Here is a 16,219-nt window from a genome sequence, read left to right as displayed (position 1 = left end):
GAGATGCGGCTCGCGGTCATCGCCGTCGGCCGGCTCAAGGATGGGCCGGAACGCGAGCTCTGCGAGCGCTATCGTGAACGCGGGGTCGCGCTCGGCCGCGGCATCGGGCTGAGCGGGCTCGACATCGTCGAGATCGCCGAAAGCCGGGGCCGCCGCCCCGAGGAGCGCAAGCGCGAAGAAGCGCAGGCKATCCTCGCCAAGGCGCAGCCCGGCCTGCTGATCGCGCTCGACGAGCGCGGTCGCCAGCTCGGCAGCGAAGCCTTCGCCAGCCGCATCGCCGCCGCCCGCGACGCCGGAACCGGCCATGCCAGCCTCGTCATCGGCGGCGCCGACGGCTTGAGCGAGGATATTCGCGACAAGGCCGACATCACACTCGCCTTCGGCGCGCTGACGATCCCGCACCAGATCGTGCGGGCGCTGGTGCTGGAACAACTCTATCGGGCGATGACGATCATCGCCGGGCACCCCTATCATCGCGCATGAACTTCGCCGCGCTGCTGATTCGCTCCGGGCTGCGCCGTCTGGCCCCTGCCGCCCTGCTTGCGGCGGTCTCGCTCGGCGGGGCTGCTCTTGCGCAGCCCAAGCCGGCCGATCCCGAGGCTCTGGCCCGGGAGGCGATGCAGAAGCTCGTCGAGAAACAGGAGCGTGAAGCCGAACTCAAGGCAATCGAGCAGCGCCTCGCCGGAAACGCAGAAGCCCGCGCCAGCCTTGAAAAAGAAATCGCCGCGATCCGCGCCGACCGTGCCGCGCTCAACAAGGCCCTGCTCGACGCCACCGCGAAGACACAGGCCGGCGAGGAGCGGCTGGGCGCGTTGGAAAAGCGGCTCGCGCTGCTGCAATCCAGCGAGACGGCCATCCGCCGCTCGCTCGAGGGCCGGCGCGGCCTGATCGCGGAGGTGCTGGCCGCCTTGCAGCGCATCGGCCGGGCCCCGCCTCCTGCGGTGCTCGTACGGCCGGAGGACATCCTCGAAGCCGTGCGCGCCTCGATGCTGCTCGGCGCCGTCGTGCCCGATCTGCGCCAGGAGATCGAAATTCTCGCCACGGATCTCGGCGAGCTGGTGCGGCTGCGCGACAACATCGCCACCGAGAAGCTCAAGATCGGCACGGAGATGGAGCAGTTCGTCGGCGAGCGCCAGCGCCTGGCGTCGCTGATCGAGGCCCGGCGGGACCGCGAAGCCAGCGCCGCCAAGGATGTCGAAGCCCAGCGCGCACTCGGCAACGAGCTCGCCGGCCAGGCCCGCTCGATGCGCGACTTCGTCGAGAAGATCGAGAAGGAGATTTCCGTCACCAACAGGGCAGCGGAGGCGGCGCGCCAGGCAATCGAGCAGGAAACGCGCGAGCAGCGCGAGCGCATGACGGCGCTCGCCTTCAAGGACCCGGCGCGCCTGGCCCCCAAGATCGCCTTTTCCGACGCCAAAGGCCTGCTCTCGCTGCCTGCCGCGGGATCACGATTGCGTGGTTTTGGCGACCCTGACGGCGCCGGCGGCACAATCCGCGGAATTTCACTGGAAACCCGGCCAGGCGCCCTAGTTTCGGCGCCTTCTGACGCTTGGGTGGTGTATGCGGGACCGTTCCGTTCGTTCGGGCAACTCTTGATCCTGAACGCAGGGGGTGGATACTACATTTTGCTTGCGGGCATGCAGCGGATCGATGTCGCGCTCAATCAGTTCGTCCTGGCGGGGGAGCCGGTTGCGGCGATGGGCGAAACATCGGAAGCTGCCGCGACGACAGTAGGGGTGGGAACCGGGCAGCCGGTCCTCTATATCGAATTCAGGAAAGACGGTGTCTCGGTCGACCCGACGCCGTGGTGGACGAAATGGCAAGGCGAAAAGGTTCGCGGATGATGCGCAAGGTTTCCCTCGTTCTCGCCGGCGCCATCATGGGCGCGGGCCTGACCGGACTCGCCACTCAGACCAGGCTGCTCAGCTCGACCAGCGCTGTGGCCGCTTCGGCCGAGGTCTATCGCAGCCTGAACCTCTTCGGTGACATCTTCGAGAAGATCCGCACCGATTATGTCGACAAGCCCGACGAGCAGAAGCTGATCGAGGCCGCCATCAACGGCATGGTCTCCTCGCTCGACCCGCATTCCTCCTATCTCGACGCCAAGGCGTTCCGCGATATGGACACCGACATGCGCGGCCAGTTCGGCGGGCTCGGCATCGAGGTGACGATGGAGGACGGCGTCCTCAAGGTGGCCAAGCCGATTCGGGACACGCCCGCCTCCAAGGCCGGCATCCTGGCCAACGACATCATCCGCCAGATCGACGGCACCGAGGTGAAGGGCCTTTCCCTCACCCAGGCGGTCGAGAAGATGCGCGGGCTGATCAACACCCAGGTCACGCTCAAGATCGAGCGCCCAGGCAAGACCGACCCGCTGGAGTTCACCCTGACCCGCTCGACCATCGTCGTGCCGGCGGTCGAGGAGCGCGCCGAGGGCGATATCGGCTATATCCGCATCGGCACCTTCTCCGAGCAGACCTATGACGGCCTGCGCAAGGCCATCGACAAGCTCTCGACCGAGATCGGCCAGGACAAGCTCAAGGGCTATGTCATCGACCTGCGCAACAATCGCGGCGGGCGCCTCGACCAGTCCGTGCTGGTCTCCGACGCCTTCCTCGAGCGCGGCAAGATCGTCTCGACCCGCGGCCGCAACGCCGAGGAGACCCAGGTCTTCAACGCCAAGTCGGGCGATCTGACCAAGGGCAAGCCGCTCGTCGTGCTGATCAACGGCTCCTCCGCCTCGGCGGCGGAGATCGTCGCCGGTGCGCTGCAGGACCACAAGCGTGCGGTCGTGATGGGCACGCGCTCCTTCGGCAAGGGCTCGGTGCAGACCGTGATCCCGCTCGGCTCGAATGGCGGCCTGCGCCTGACCACGGCGCGCTACTACACGCCGTCGGGCAACTCGATCCAGGCCAAGGGCATCACGCCGGACATCGAAGTCCAGCAGGACATCCCGCAGGAGATCAAGGACAAGCTCGTCGACAACAAGGGCGAGGCCGCGCTCAAGGGCCACCTCAAGGCCGGCGAGGGCGAGGAGCAGTCCGGCTCCGCTTCCTACGTCCCGAACGATCCGGCGAAGGACACCCAGCTGATCGCGGCCTTCAACCAGCTCCGCGGCATCAAGAAGGATTCCGCCCAGCTGGTCGAAAAGCCCACCGAGAAGCCAGCCGCCGAGCCCGCCCCGGCACCGGCGGCGCCGGCCACCCCGGAAGCCCCGAAGCAGCCGAACTGAGCCCGCAGGAGAGCCTTCGGGCTCGACGTCGGGCTGCTTAGGCGACAAGACTAGCGCGCGGGCCACTGATTCGGGCCCGCGACGCAACCTTGAGGACGGCTGACCTTGGCCGGAACGCCGCTGACGGAGCTCAATCGGCCGCTCGGCCAGGATAGAGCCATGCCCTCCGGCAAGCCGTGGGGCCGTTGGCTTGCGATTGCTGCCGCCGGCTGCGTCGGCAGCGTGATATTCGGTCTCGTGCTCGTCGCCGCGATACGCCGCGATCCCGATGGCGGCGAGCCGGTCGCCTATGCGGCGATCGAAAAACGCGCCGCTCCCGTTTCCTCCCTCCCGCCCAGCGCCGATGCGGCCCTATCCGCCGCGCGCGGCCCGGCAAGCGCCGCCCAGCTCGAGAACAGCGCCGGCGTGACCGTCGTGCGCGCGGGCGAGGATGCGCCGGGCGCGATCGTCATCACCGTCCCGGACGAAGCGGGCGCAATCAAGCTCACGCCAGCCCCCGACAATCGGCTGGTGGAGCGCAGCCGCTACGGCCTGCTGCCGAAGCTCGGCCCGGATGGCGCGACCCCGGCCAAGATCTATGCTCGCCCGCTCGGACCGGAGCCCTCGGTCAAACCGGCCGGGCGCATCGCCCTGCTCGTCGGCGGCCTCGGCATCAGCCAGACCGGCACGGCCGATGCCATCGCCAAACTGCCGGGGCCGGTCTCGCTGGCCTTCGCCCCCTATGGCACCGAGCTCGAACGCACCGTCCAGCGCGCCCGCGGCGAGGGGCATGAGGTATTCCTGCAGCTGCCGATGGAGCCCTTCGACTATCCCGACAACGATCCCGGCCCGCATACGCTGCTGACCGGTCCGAAGGCCTCGGACAATATCGACAAGCTGCACTGGTCGCTCGGCCGCTTCACGGGCTATGTCGGCATCGTCAACTTTCTCGGCGGCCGCCTGACCTCGGACGAGAACGCGCTGTCGCCGCTCCTGCGCGAGCTTGCCGGGCGTGGCCTCATGGTCGTCGATGACGGCTCATCGCCGCGCAGCCTTCTCGCCAGCTCCGCCACGCGTGCCCAGATCCCGGCCATCAAGATCGATCGGGTCATCGACGGCGTCACTCGCCCCGATGCCATCGACAAGGAACTCGCGGCGCTGGAGGCGCTGGCGCGCGATCAGGGCGTCGTCGTCGCCGCTGCCAGCGCCCTGCCGGTCTCGATCGAGCGGATCAATCGCTGGGCCCAGTCGCTGGAAGCCAAGAAGATCGCGCTCGTTCCCGTGAGCGCCGCCCGCGGTTTCCGCAATCCCAAGACCACCGGATCAGTTTCCGCCGGACCGCTGCGATGACCGAGAAAGCTCCCGAAGGCTACCGCCCCTGCGTCGGACTTGCCCTGTTCAATGCCGAAGGGCTCGTCTTCATCGGCCGGCGCGCCAACAAGACCCAGCGCGAGCATGTTGCGCCGGGCCATGCATGGCAGATGCCGCAGGGTGGTATCGACAAGGGCGAGACGCCGCTGGAGGCGGCTCGCCGCGAGCTGGCCGAGGAAACCAACGTCACCTCGGTCGAGCTGCTCGCCGAAGCCCCGGGCTGGCTGAGCTACGACCTGCCTGACGATATCGGCAAGGAAGCCTGGAAAGGCCGCTGGCGCGGGCAGGCGCAGAAATGGTTCGCCTTCCGCTTCGTCGGCTCCGAGGCGGAGATCAACATCCTGACGCCGGCGGGAGGGCACAAGGCCGAGTTCGACGCCTGGCGCTGGGCGCGGCTCGACGAGACGCCGGAGTTGATCATTCCCTTCAAACAGGGCGTCTACCGGCAGGTCGCCAGGCATTTCGCGCCCTTTGCGGGCGGCTGAGCCAGCCGGCGCCGCGTCAGCCCATCATGTAGACGACGCGCACGATCCAGTAGAGCTGGTAGGCGATGTGCACGGACGCCAGCGCGAGATGGACGCTGCGCCGCGCCGAAAAAAAGGCCACGAGGCAGAGCAGAAGCCCGATCGGTACCTGCACGAGATAATCGCCGCTGAGCTGGCTCCAGCGCTCGGTGCCCTTGATCAGCGTATCGACGATATCGAGCAGGAAGGCCGACGCCAGCAGGCCGAAGAACCAGCGCCGACGCTTGATGAAGAAGTCCTCGTAACCCGCATATTCGGAGATGTTGTCCGGGAAGAGCAGCGCCGCGAGCAGATAGAGCACGACGGCATAGGCGATCAGGAAGAGATAGATCCCGAAGCTCCAGGAGGGGATGCGCGAGAGGCCCAATTCCCACCACCAGAACAGCACCAGCTCCAGCAGGATCGAGCCGACCCAGAGCATATGGAGCAGCGACAGGCGATAGCGGTCGGGATGCTGGATGAAGCTGGCGATGCCCGTCAGCATCCGGGTGATGCCGAGACCGATGACCATGCCCATGACGATGCGGACATGGGGGAAGAGCTCATGCGGCGAAATCGTCTCCATGAGATCTGCTTAGGACACCGCGCCGGAAAGGGGAATCCATCGCCCTAAACGCGGTTTTCAAGAGGTTTCGGAGCAGAGGCGCTTCGACGTTCGGGCCCGACGCCGAAATGGCGTCCCGGAAGGGATTCGAACCCCTGACCTACGGTTTAGGAAACCGTTGCTCTATCCTGCTGAGCTACCGGGACGCACGGAACTTCGTGTAGCATAATCGCGATGCGGGTGAAGTCCCTTCTTGCAACTGTCATGATCGCGACCCTGCCCGGCGTGCCGGCCGCCGCAGCGTCGAACTGCACGGCGGCACCGCCGGTGGCAACCGCGGCTGTTCGGCTCGCCGATCTCAACCCTGCCGGCGATCCCGTCCTGAGCGATGGCAGGGCGCTGCGCCTGGTCGGGCTGGCGCCGCGTCAGAACGGCGAGGAGGCCGCCCGCTTTCGTGCCGGCCTGGAACCCTTCCGCGGTCGCTCGCTCGATCTCGCCATCCTCGGCGAGCCGGACCGCTGGGGGCGCTGGCCGTCGAAGCTCTTCGTCCCCGCGGATAGCCCGGGCGGCGAGCCGCAGGAGTTGGTCCTCATCCTCCAGCGCAATGGCGCGGCCCTCCCGCTGCCCGAGCCACTGGCGTCGCCCTGCCGCGCCGCCCCCGTTCAGGCAACGTTAAGTTCCACCCCCTCACCCTCCCGGCCAGTGGCCACCGACGGCCATGATCTCGCCGCTGTAAAGGCGCAGGAAGGACGCTACGTCATGCTGGAAGGCCGGATCGCCTCGGTCGGCGAACGCTCCCAGCGGACCTATCTGAACTTCTCTCGCCGCCCTGGGGAGGCTGCTTCGATCGTCGTCTCGCGGGTCCTGTGGCGGGAATTGAAGGGCGCCGGCTGGACCGCAGCCAGCCTCAGCGGTAAACGCGTGCGCGCCTATGGCGTCCTGTCGGGACCCGACGGCCTCCTGCTGGAGGCGACATCCCGTGCGGCGCTGGAATTGATCGACTGAGGATATGCTGAAGCTCTGGCGGACATCGCTCTCGCGGCATTCGAAGCGGCTGGCGGCCATCGTGCTGCCCGGCCTGCTGCTCGTCGGCTGCCTGGGCGACCAGAGCCCGCTCATGCCGGCGGGCACGAGCTCGAGCGACGAGATCGCCCCGCGCATCAACACCATCCAGCGCGCTTCGGATCAGGAGCATCAGCGCCTGCTCTCCGCCTTCGGCGGCGAATATCGCGCGCCCAAGGCCCGCGCGGCGCTGGACGAGGTCGTCCAGAGACTCGCCAAGGCCGGCGAGGGCCAGATCGGCCACTACGAGATCACCATCCTGAACTCGCCGGTGGTCAATGCCTTCGCCCTGCCCAATGGCCGGCTCTACGTCACACGCGGCCTGCTCGTGCTCGCCAACGACACCTCCGAGATCGCGTCGGTGCTGGCGCATGAGATCGCCCATGTCACCGCCCAGCACGCCGTCGAGCGCGCCGAGAAGGAGGCGGAATCGGCGCTGGTGAGCCAGGTCGTCTCACAGGTCCTCAAGGACCCTTCCCAGGGTGCTGCCGTGAAGGCCGGCTCGAAGCTCTCGCTCGCCCGGTTCTCGCGCCAGCAGGAGCTCACCGCCGACCAGATCAGCGTGCGCAACATCGCGCGGGCCGGCTACGATCCCTATGGCGCCAGCCGCTTCCTGGCGACGCTCGGCCGCAACACCGCCTTCCGCAACAGCGGCCAGAACCAGAGCGCCGACGACAAGCGGCTCGACATCCTCTCCAGCCACCCGCAGACGCCCGAGCGCATCGCCGCCGTGACCAATGCGGCGCGCCAGATCGGCGCCCCCGGCATCGGCGAGCACGATGCCAATCGCTGGCTCAACGCGATCGAGGGCCTGGCCTATGGCGACGACCCGCGCGACGGCGTGGTGCGCGGCCGGCGCTACCTCAACAGCACCCTGCGCATCGGCTTCACCGCGCCCGAGGGCTTCAGCCTGGAAGCGGCGCAGGACATGGTGATCGGCGTCAGCGCCAGCGGCTCCCAGGCGCTGCGCTTCGACTCGGTGACGTTGAAGAGCGGCCAGACGCTGGAATCCTACGTCGCCGCCGGCTGGATCGAGGGGGTCGTGACGACCGGCATCGAGAAGATCGAGATCGCCGGGCAGCCGGCCGTGATCGCCCATGGCAAGGGCACGGACTGGATGTTCCGCCTCGCCGCCGTGCAGGTCGGCGAGCGCGTCTACCGCTTCATCCTCGCCGCACGCGGCGCGAGCGACCCCGAGCGGGCGATGCGCGCCATCGCCGACAGCTTCCGCGTCCTGACCCCGGCCGAGGCCCAGGCCGTCCGGCCGATGGTCGTTCGGCTGGTCGCGGCCGAGCCCGGCGACAATGTGGCGAGCATGGCCGAGCGCATGCCGGAACAGGACCGTCCCGGCGAGCTCTTCCAGCTCCTGAACGGGCTCGACCGCAACACCGCGCTGACGCCGGGCCAACGTTACAAGATCGTCGCCGAGTAACTTTCCTTCACGAGGCTGAGAGCCATCGCGCTATTGGCCAATCTGCCGCTATGATCGGCCGCCACCGCCCAAAGGGAGACAGGAATGGCGCTCGATCGCAGGATCGTCGACCTCTACGACGAATACACCCACAAGCCGCTCGACCGACGCATCTTCATGAACCGGTTGCTGGCCATCGCCGGCTCCGCCGCCGCTGCGGAAGCGGCGCTCGCCTTGCTCGAGCCGAACTACGCGCGGGCACAGCAGATCGCGCCGGGCGATGCCCGGATCACGACGTCGCGCCTCGACACCATTGTCGATGGCGTCGCCATCAAAGGCTATCTCGCCACACCGAAGGCCGAGGCAAAGCGCGGCGGGGTGCTCATCATCCATGAGAACCGTGGGCTCAACCCGCACACCGAGGACATCACCCGGCGCATGGCGTTGGAAGGCTTCACCGCGCTCGGCCTCGATTTCCTCACCCCGCTCGGAGGCACGCCGAGCGACGCGGACGCCGCCCGCGCGCTCTTTCCGCAACTATCCACCGACGCCGTCGTCAGACAGGGCCGCGCCGCCCTGAAGTACCTCGCCACCCGCCCGGACGCGAACGGCAAGGTCGGGGCCGTCGGCTTCTGCTGGGGCGGTGGCGCGGTCAACGACCTCGCCGTCTCCGCGCCGGAGCTTGCCGCGGGCGTCGTCTTCTACGGACGCTCGCCCGATCTCGCCAAAGTACCGCTGATCAAGTCCCGCCTCCTGATCCAGCAGGCCGGACGCGATACGCGCCTCGTCCAGATGCTGCCCGACTACGAGAAGGCGCTGAAAGCCGCCGGCATTCACTACGATGCGGTCGTCTATCCGGATGTCGACCACGCCTTCATGAACGACACCAGCGCCGAGCGCTACAACGCGGCGACGGCCAAGCAGGCTTGGGCCCGGACCATCGCTTTCCTCAAGGCGGGAACGGGCACAACCTGAGCCCGCGGGCGAGCAGGCAACAAAAAACCCGGCGGTCGCCCGCCGGGTTTCGCATCCTGGAAGGAAAGACGCCGCTCAGGCAGCCTCTTCCTGCAGGTCTTCGTTGTCGTTCTCGAGCTCCCCGTCGGCGGCGTCGGCCTCGGCCTTGCTGGCGCGGCGCGGCGACTTGGCGAGCTGCCCTTCGATCTTCTTGAGCGCCTCGGTCTCGGTGACGTCGTCGACCACCGCGATCTCACGGGTCATGCGGTCGAGAGCGGCCTCATAAAGCTGGCGCTCGGAGTAGGACTGCTCGGGCTGCGCCTCGGAGCGGTAGAGATCGCGCACGACCTCGGCAATGGCGACGAGATCGCCCGAATTGATCTTGGCTTCGTATTCCTGCGCGCGGCGCGACCACATGGTGCGCTTGATGCGGGCGCGGCCGGTGAGCGTGGTCAGCGCCTTGGCGACGGATTCGGCGTCGGCGAGCTTGCGCAGGCCGACGCTGGCGGCCTTCGCGGTGGGGACTCGCAACGTCATCTTGTCCTTGGCGAAGCTGACCACGAACAGTTCGAGTTTGAAGCCTGCGACTTCCTGTTCCTCGATCGCCGTGATCTGGCCGACGCCATGGGACGGATAGACGACGTACTCGCCCGTCTTGAAACCCTGGCGCACAACAGCTTTCTTCGCAGTGGACATGCCGTTACGACTCCTGACCGGCCCGCTCAACGCGAGCACGAGATGATCTGTCTCCGTCCGGCTGGCCGGAGACTTTCCGCCTGACGCGACGCTGGAAAGGCACCGCTTCACGCTCCCTTAGTCGATCGTTTCATTTCACCCTGGATAAGAACGACAATTAAAATCCGGCACGGAGGCCGGTCATCATGTCGTCCGATCTTTTGGGGGCACCCCATTTGTGGGAATCTCGCAGGGGCATGCGGAACCAATTCGACTAGGGCTAGCTTGTAGCACAAAAAACACGCCGAATCAAAGGTAAACGCCGAGAGGCGTTCTCCCGTGAGGGCATGGCAAAGCCGTGGTTAACGCAGCGCGGGGGGCGCGAGAGGGTCTAAATCAGTCGCCTTCGCCTGGTTCGGCGGAGAACATCTCGAGCTTTCCAGGCACGCCGTCGAACTCCTTTGCGTCCGCCGGCGCCTCCTTCTTCTGGGTGATATTGGGCCAGCTCGACGCGTATTTCCCATTGAGCTGCAGCCAGCTTTCGAGGCCGGGCTCGGTGTCGGGCTTGATCGCCTCGGCCGGGCATTCCGGCTCGCAGACGCCGCAGTCGATGCACTCGTCCGGATGGATGACGAGCATGTTCTCGCCTTCATAGAAGCAGTCGACCGGGCAGACCTCGACGCAATCCATGTACTTGCACTTGATGCAGTTCTCGGTGACCACATAGGTCATGGGTCGGCCCTTCCAACGCTTCTAAACAACCCCATAAACCCTTGCCCGACGCAGGTTTCAAGGCTGTTTTGGTGATCTTCGGCAGAACGTTTTTTCATTTCGAAGGCGCCGCGGAGACGATTTCCATCCCCGGCCCGATTTCGGCGCCCGCCGATGGCAGGGCGCGGATTTAGTCCTCGCCGTCCGCCTCCGCAAGCGGCGCATCGCCGCTGCCGCCGTCGAGCCGCTCATAGAGCTGCCGCGCGGTCTCGAAAGGGCCGCGCCGCTCGGCGAAGCCCAGAACCCTCACGACCATGGTGGCGTGCGGCAGCGCGAGTGTCAGCACCGCCCCGACCCGAATGCCCTGCGCCGGATTCTCGGCACGCCGCCCCTCGATTCGGACATGACCGTCCTCCACCAGACGCACAGCGGAAGGCCGCGTCCGCGCGAAGCGCGCGAACCAGAGCCATTTGTCGAGGCGTTGGCGATGCTCCTGCAAGCGGTCAGCGCCTCCCCGATCCCGTCAGTTCTTGCTGCCTTCGAGCTGTGCCTTAAGCGCGGCCAGCTTCGCGAAGGGCGAATCCGGGTCCGGCTCGCGATTGGCGGGACGCGGACGCGGCGGCTGCTGGAAGCGCTCATTGCCGCGCTCCTCGCGCCGCGGACCGCCAGGGCGGCCTTCGCGCTTGAAGTCCGGCCGCGGGCCACGACCGCCCTCGGGACGCCCCTGCCGCGGCGGCTGGTCATCGCGACGCGGACGCTGATCCTCGCGGCGGGGACGCTCCTGGCGCTGAGCCTGCGCCCCCTCGCCCTCGGCGCGTGCGGCAGCCGGCCGCTGCTGGCCGGGGCGCTGATCCCGACGCTGACCTTCCGGACGGCCTTCGCGCTGCGGCCGTTCGCCGCGGTGCTGGTCGCCGTCGCGGCGCCCGCGCTGGGCATGCTCGGGCCGGCGCCCGCCCTGATGGCGATGCGGCCGCCAGACCTCGACGAGTTCGGGCTCGGCAGGCACGGCTTCGGCCACCGAAACTTCGGCCGCGGGAGCATCGATCGCGAGAACCTCGGCAGCTTCAGCCTCTTCGGCGGCTACCGGGAGGACCGCGAGCGCATCGGCCGGGACCGGCTCGTGCACCTGCTCCAGCTCGGTCTCGGTCAGGACCGGCGTATCGGCCGTCTCGACAGCCGGCGCTTCGACGGCGGGGGCCTCGCCCTCCGCCAGCGCATCCTCGTTCAGCGCCGCGGCAGGCTCGCTCGTGCCTTCAGCCTCTGCGGGAACCTCCGCAGTCTCGCCCGCGGCGGATGTGGTTTCGGAGGCAGCTTCAGCAGCGACAACGGGCTGTGCCGGCTCGGTCGCGGCCGGCGGCGGCGCCAGCGGCACGGTTATCGCCGGACCCGGGCGCTTCACCGAGACATAGCCGAGCGAGCGCAGGATCGAGGCGAAATCCTCGCCCGCACAGCCGACGAGCGAGGTCATCGCGCCAGTGGCGACGAAGCCGTCCTGATCGGCGGCGCCGGCGGGCGGGGTGCCCTGCGTAACGCCCGGACGATAGGCGATCGCCGGGCGAATGAGATCGGCGAGGCGTTCCAGAATGTCGACGCGCACGGCCCGCTCGCCGCAGACGCGGTAGCCCGCCGCGCGATAAAGCCCCTTCGGCACGGCCTTGTCGACCGGGAAGGAGGTCCGGCCCGACGCGGCCAGATGGGCGATGTCGTCGAGCCCGGCCGTCTCCGGCCCGCCATGCTTCAGCGCCCAGAGCTGGGCGGCAAGCGCACGCGGCGCCGGCTTCAGCAGCGCCGGCATGTAGATGTGGAAGGCACCGAAGCGAATGCCGAGCTGGCGCAGCGCGGCACGGCCCTCCTGATCCAGCGCCTTCATCTCCTCGCCGACCTTGGAGCGCTCGAGCACGCCGAGCGACTCGGCCGTCTGATAGGCGATGCCGCGCGCAATGCCGGTGACGCTCTCGGCCGCTTCGAGAATCTGGATCGCGCCGAGCAGGCGGGTGATGTGATTCTTCAGCCAGAGACTGAGCCGGCCTTCGACCTGCTCACGCGCAGGACCGGACAGATGCTCCTCAACCAGCAGGCGCAGGCGCGGCTCCAGCACCTTCTCGCCGGCAACCAGGCGCGCCACCGGCTCGCCGGTCCAGCGCACCAGCCCGTCATGCGACAGCACGAAGGCATCGTCGCCCGCCAGCACGACGCGCGCCGCTCGCGATTCGATCTCGGCGCCTAGCGCCTTCATCGCCGCCAGGTTCAGAGCCTTGACCTCGGCCCCACCCGCTTTCGGGTCCGCTGTGAAGCGGAAGCCCTGCAGCATTCCCACGTGCTGGCCCTCAACGAGCACGTCGCCCGTCGCGGTGACCTCAGCCTCCAACATCGCATTCTCCCGCAAGCGGCGCATCAGCACGCTGGTGCGCCGATCGACAAATCGGCTAGCGAGACGCTCGTGCAGAGCGTCCGACAGCTTGTCCTCTACAAGACGAGCCATCCCCTGCCAATGCTCTGGATCAGGCAACCAGTCAGGACGATTGGCAACATAGGTCCAAGTCCTCACCTGCGCGATCCTGGCGGAGAGCGTATCGATCTCGCCATCGGTGCGGTCGAGCGAGGCGAGTTGCACCGCATACCAGTCGGCATCGAGCCGGCCATGGCGCATCAGCCTGAGATACAGCGTCGTCGCGAGATCGGCGTGCTGCATCGGCGAGATCTTGCGATAATCGGGGAGGCCGCAGACCTCCCAGAGCCGCTCGACCGCAGCACGCCCATGCGCCAGCGACGCGACATCCGGGTCCCTCGACAGCACCTCCAGCGTCGTCATGTCCTCGGCGATCAGCGCCCTGGTCAGGCCGGGTTCCGAGGGCTGGATGTTGAGCGTGCCGGTGAGGCCGGCGATCGAGCGCAGGTCCAGGTCGGAATTGCGCCACTGCATCTGGCGCACCGGCTCGAAGCGATGATTCTCGATCGCCTCGACCAATTCCGCGTCGAAGGGCGGGCAGCGCCCGCTGGTGCCGAAGGTGCCGTCGCGCAGATGCCGCCCGGCGCGACCGGCGATCTGGCCGAATTCGGCCGGATTGAGCTTGCGGTAGTGATGCCCGTCGAACTTTCTGTCCGCCGCGAAGGCGATGTGATTGACGTCGAGATTGAGCCCCATGCCGATCGCGTCGGTGGCGACGAGATAATCGACGTCGCCGGACTGGTAGATCTCGACCTGCGCGTTGCGGGTGCGTGGGCTGAGCGCGCCGAGCACGACGGCCGCCCCGCCCTTCTGCCGGCGAATCAGCTCGGCGATGGCGTAGACCTCCTCGACCGAGAAGGCGACGATGGCCGAGCGCGGCGGCAGCCGGGTGATCTTGCGGTCGCCGGCGAAGGTCAGGCTGGACAGGCGCGGGCGCGAGACGACGTTGACGCCGGGGATGAGCTGCTCGATCAGCGGGCGCACCGTGCCCGCGCCGATCAGCATGGTCTCGGCCCGGCCGCGGCGGTTGAGCAGCCGATCGGTGAAGACATGACCGCGGTCGAGGTCGGAAGCGAGCTGGACTTCGTCGATCGCGACGAAATCGACCGCGAGGTCGCGCGGCATCGCCTCGACCGTGCAGACCCAGAAGCGCGGCCGCTCCGGCTTGATCTTCTCCTCACCGGTGACGAGGGCGACAGCCTCGGGGCCGACCTTGTCGACCACGCGCTGGTAGACCTCGCGCGCCAGCAATCGCAGCGGCAGCCCGATCATTCCCGTCGGGTGAGCGACCATGCGCTCGATGGCGAGATGGGTCTTGCCGGTATTGGTGGGGCCGAGCACCGCCGTCACACCATGGGCGCGGACGGCGGGCGGCAGCGAACGAAACGGAAGCAAGGCGACGGAGCCGATCATCTCGCCCGCCCATGCGGGCGGGAGCGTGGACGGGAATCAGGAACGAGCCTGGCGAGAACGACTCTGGAACGAAGCGAGGCCGAATCGCGGACGCCGGCAGAATCGGGATTTGTTCCCCTTTCGGGGCTGTCCTCCCTTCGGCATGGGCCATCCCGGCATAGCGCGCCCTCCTGCAGAACCGTCGTGGCGGCGGCGCGAAAGGCCGCTCGGCACGATTCCTATTTAAGTCCTTCCGCCCCTGAAACGAGAGGCAATCGACATTTTCGCCCGCTGCCCCACTTCAATGGCGCGCGTGGCTACACTGCCCATGATCGGCCAGCGCCTCGATGATCGCGCAGTCGCTGGCGGCGACGCCACCAGAGCAGGTGGTCGCGATCCGTTCCAGCTCCTTCTCCAGCGAACGCAATTTCGCAATCTTGTCCCGCACCTCTTCAAGGTGCGAAACCGAGATCGCATGCGCCTCGTCGCAGGCGATGCCGGGCGTATCGGAGAGTCTGAGCAGCGTGCGGATATTGTCGACGGCGAAGCCGAGATCCCGCGCATGCTTGATGAAGGCAAGCCGTTCGGCATGGCGCCGGCCGTAGCGGCGCTGATTGCCCTCGGACCGCTCCGGCGGCGGCAGGAGTCCGACCTGCTCGTAATAGCGGATCGTCTCGACCTTGACCCCGGTGCGTTCCGCCAACATGCCGATCGGCATCACGCGTTCGAGCTTGTCCGTCACGGCCATGGCGTCACCTCTAAAGCTGTAGTCTCTACAGCTTTAGATAGGTCGCAGCGTGCCCGTGGCAAGAGCATTTCGCGCGAAACGAACCGCACCGTCATTCCCGGGCGGAACGAAGCGCAGGACCCGAGAATCGCGGACAGGACAAAGCTCCGCAGTCCCCGCGCGGGGACTACGCCACGCCCATCGCCAGCAGGTCGTGGACGTGGACCAGCCCGACCGGCCGCTCCTGCTCATCGACCACGATCAGCGCGGTGATCCGCATGCGGTTGACCAGCTCCAGCGCCTCGACGGCGAGCGTATCGAGCCCGATGCGCCGCGGGTTGGCGGTCATGATATCGCGTGCGCGCAGCGAGCCGCCGCCGCCCATCGCGGCCTTGCGGCGCAGATCGCCATCGGTGACGACGCCGGCGAGCTTGCCGTCCAGATCCATCACCACGGCGCAGCCGAAACTCTTCGCCGAGATCATCGCGATGACGTCCGGCAGCAGCGTGTCGAGCCCGATCAGCGGCAGATCGGCGCCGCGATGCATGATGCTCTCGACGGTCTTGAGCTGGGCGCCGAGCTTGCCGCCGGGGTGATAGACGAAAAAGTCCTGCCGCGAGAAGCCGCGCGCTTCCAGCAGCGCCACCGCCAGCGCGTCGCCGAGCGCGATCTGCATCGTTGTCGAGGTGGTGGGAGCGAGCCCGTTCGGGCAGGCTTCCGTCGCCTTGGGCAGGACCAGCGCGACGTCAGCTTCCTTGCCGAGCGTGCTCTCGGGGTTCGACGTGAAGGCGATCAGGCCGACCCGGAATCGCCGGGTGTAACCGACGAGCGCGGCGAGCTCCACCGTCTCGCCCGACCATGAGAGCGCAATCACCACGTCCTCGGGCTGCACCATGCCGAGGTCGCCATGGCTCGCCTCGGCCGGATGGACGAAATGGGCGGGCGTGCCGGTAGAGGCCAGGGTCGCGGCGAGCTTGCGCCCGACATGGCCGGACTTGCCCATGCCCGAGACGATCACGCGCCCGGTCGCAGCCCGGATCATCGCGACGGCATCGGCAAAGGGCTGGCCGAGCCCGTTGGCGAGCGCGTCATGGAGCGTGTCGAGCCCCGCGCGCTCGGTGGCGACGGTGCGAAGGGCGGAGGCGCGGATATCGGCGATCATGGCCGGCGCTGTAGCACGGGGAGGCC

At 67.8% G+C, this 16,219-nt stretch carries 15 protein-coding genes and 1 tRNA gene; 8 read left to right on the top strand and 8 right to left on the bottom strand.

Annotated elements, in window-relative coordinates; all coding sequences use genetic code 11:
* Positions 1-3 precede the first annotated feature (3 nt).
* The 5 genes from rlmH to AC1DIN_RS18460 all read left to right on the top strand — a co-directional run bounded on the left by rlmH (position 4) and on the right by AC1DIN_RS18460 (position 5,067).
* Complete coding sequence (gene rlmH / locus AC1DIN_RS18480) at positions 4-483, top strand: 23S rRNA (pseudouridine(1915)-N(3))-methyltransferase RlmH (protein WP_476810848.1); 480 nt, start codon at positions 4-6, stop codon at positions 481-483.
* Entirely contained in the window at positions 480-1,844 is a 1,365-nt protein-coding gene (locus AC1DIN_RS18475) for a murein hydrolase activator EnvC family protein (RefSeq protein ID WP_476810847.1), read from the top strand. Before rlmH ends, AC1DIN_RS18475 begins: the two co-directional genes overlap by 4 nt.
* Positions 1,844-3,232 (top strand): S41 family peptidase, encoded by a 1,389-nt coding sequence (locus AC1DIN_RS18470; protein WP_476810846.1) that lies wholly within the window; start codon positions 1,844-1,846, stop codon positions 3,230-3,232. Before AC1DIN_RS18475 ends, AC1DIN_RS18470 begins: the two co-directional genes overlap by 1 nt.
* A 159-nt stretch (positions 3,233-3,391) precedes the next feature.
* The gene (locus tag AC1DIN_RS18465; RefSeq protein ID WP_476810845.1) at positions 3,392-4,561 is read left to right on the top strand and encodes a divergent polysaccharide deacetylase family protein; all 1,170 of its coding nucleotides are present in this window, start codon (positions 3,392-3,394) and stop codon (positions 4,559-4,561) included.
* Complete coding sequence (locus AC1DIN_RS18460) at positions 4,558-5,067, top strand: RNA pyrophosphohydrolase (RefSeq protein ID WP_441472292.1); 510 nt, start codon at positions 4,558-4,560, stop codon at positions 5,065-5,067. Before AC1DIN_RS18465 ends, AC1DIN_RS18460 begins: the two co-directional genes overlap by 4 nt.
* A gap of 16 nt (positions 5,068-5,083) precedes the next feature.
* Here AC1DIN_RS18460 and AC1DIN_RS18455 read toward each other — a convergent pair whose 3' ends face one another.
* Positions 5,084-5,671 (bottom strand): hypothetical protein, encoded by a 588-nt coding sequence (locus AC1DIN_RS18455; protein WP_476810844.1) that lies wholly within the window; start codon positions 5,669-5,671, stop codon positions 5,084-5,086.
* Positions 5,672-5,779: 108 nt separating this feature from the next.
* Positions 5,780-5,856, bottom strand: a tRNA-Arg gene (locus AC1DIN_RS18450).
* 58 nt (positions 5,857-5,914) lie between these two features.
* Between AC1DIN_RS18450 and AC1DIN_RS18445 the strand changes: the two genes are divergently transcribed.
* The 3 genes from AC1DIN_RS18445 to AC1DIN_RS18435 all read left to right on the top strand — a co-directional run bounded on the left by AC1DIN_RS18445 (position 5,915) and on the right by AC1DIN_RS18435 (position 9,098).
* The gene (locus AC1DIN_RS18445; RefSeq protein WP_476810843.1) at positions 5,915-6,655 is read left to right on the top strand and encodes a hypothetical protein; all 741 of its coding nucleotides are present in this window, start codon (positions 5,915-5,917) and stop codon (positions 6,653-6,655) included.
* Between the two features lie 4 nt (positions 6,656-6,659).
* Positions 6,660-8,144 (top strand): M48 family metalloprotease, encoded by a 1,485-nt coding sequence (locus AC1DIN_RS18440; protein ID WP_441472289.1) that lies wholly within the window; start codon positions 6,660-6,662, stop codon positions 8,142-8,144.
* An 84-nt stretch (positions 8,145-8,228) separates the two neighbouring features.
* Complete coding sequence (locus tag AC1DIN_RS18435) at positions 8,229-9,098, top strand: dienelactone hydrolase family protein (protein ID WP_441472288.1); 870 nt, start codon at positions 8,229-8,231, stop codon at positions 9,096-9,098.
* A gap of 75 nt (positions 9,099-9,173) precedes the next feature.
* On the opposite strand, the gene AC1DIN_RS18430 is transcribed toward AC1DIN_RS18435, so the two are convergent.
* The 6 genes from AC1DIN_RS18430 to AC1DIN_RS18405 form a co-directional block, all read right to left on the bottom strand.
* Complete coding sequence (locus AC1DIN_RS18430) at positions 9,174-9,773, bottom strand: CarD family transcriptional regulator (RefSeq protein ID WP_476766893.1); 600 nt, start codon at positions 9,771-9,773, stop codon at positions 9,174-9,176.
* 375 nt (positions 9,774-10,148) lie between these two features.
* Entirely contained in the window at positions 10,149-10,484 is a 336-nt protein-coding gene (fdxA, locus tag AC1DIN_RS18425; protein ID WP_441472286.1) for a ferredoxin FdxA, read from the bottom strand.
* Positions 10,485-10,653: 169 nt separating this feature from the next.
* Complete coding sequence (locus AC1DIN_RS18420; RefSeq protein WP_441472285.1) at positions 10,654-10,962, bottom strand: RNA-binding S4 domain-containing protein; 309 nt, start codon at positions 10,960-10,962, stop codon at positions 10,654-10,656.
* A 24-nt stretch (positions 10,963-10,986) separates the two neighbouring features.
* Positions 10,987-14,325 carry a helicase-related protein gene (locus AC1DIN_RS18415; protein WP_476810842.1) on the bottom strand — a complete coding sequence of 1,113 codons (3,339 nt, stop codon included), beginning with the start codon at positions 14,323-14,325 and terminating at the stop codon, positions 10,987-10,989.
* 280 nt (positions 14,326-14,605) lie between these two features.
* Positions 14,606-15,025, bottom strand: coding sequence for a MerR family transcriptional regulator (locus AC1DIN_RS18410; RefSeq protein ID WP_476810923.1), 420 nt, complete (start codon positions 15,023-15,025; stop codon positions 14,606-14,608).
* A 193-nt stretch (positions 15,026-15,218) separates the two neighbouring features.
* Positions 15,219-16,193 (bottom strand): KpsF/GutQ family sugar-phosphate isomerase, encoded by a 975-nt coding sequence (locus AC1DIN_RS18405; protein ID WP_476810841.1) that lies wholly within the window; start codon positions 16,191-16,193, stop codon positions 15,219-15,221.
* Positions 16,194-16,219 lie beyond the last annotated feature (26 nt).

It is taken from the genome of Allobosea sp. 05T438, assembly GCF_056396025.1.
The sequence above is the reverse complement of the archived record's forward strand: the minus strand, read 5'-3'. Positions and strand labels throughout refer to the sequence as shown.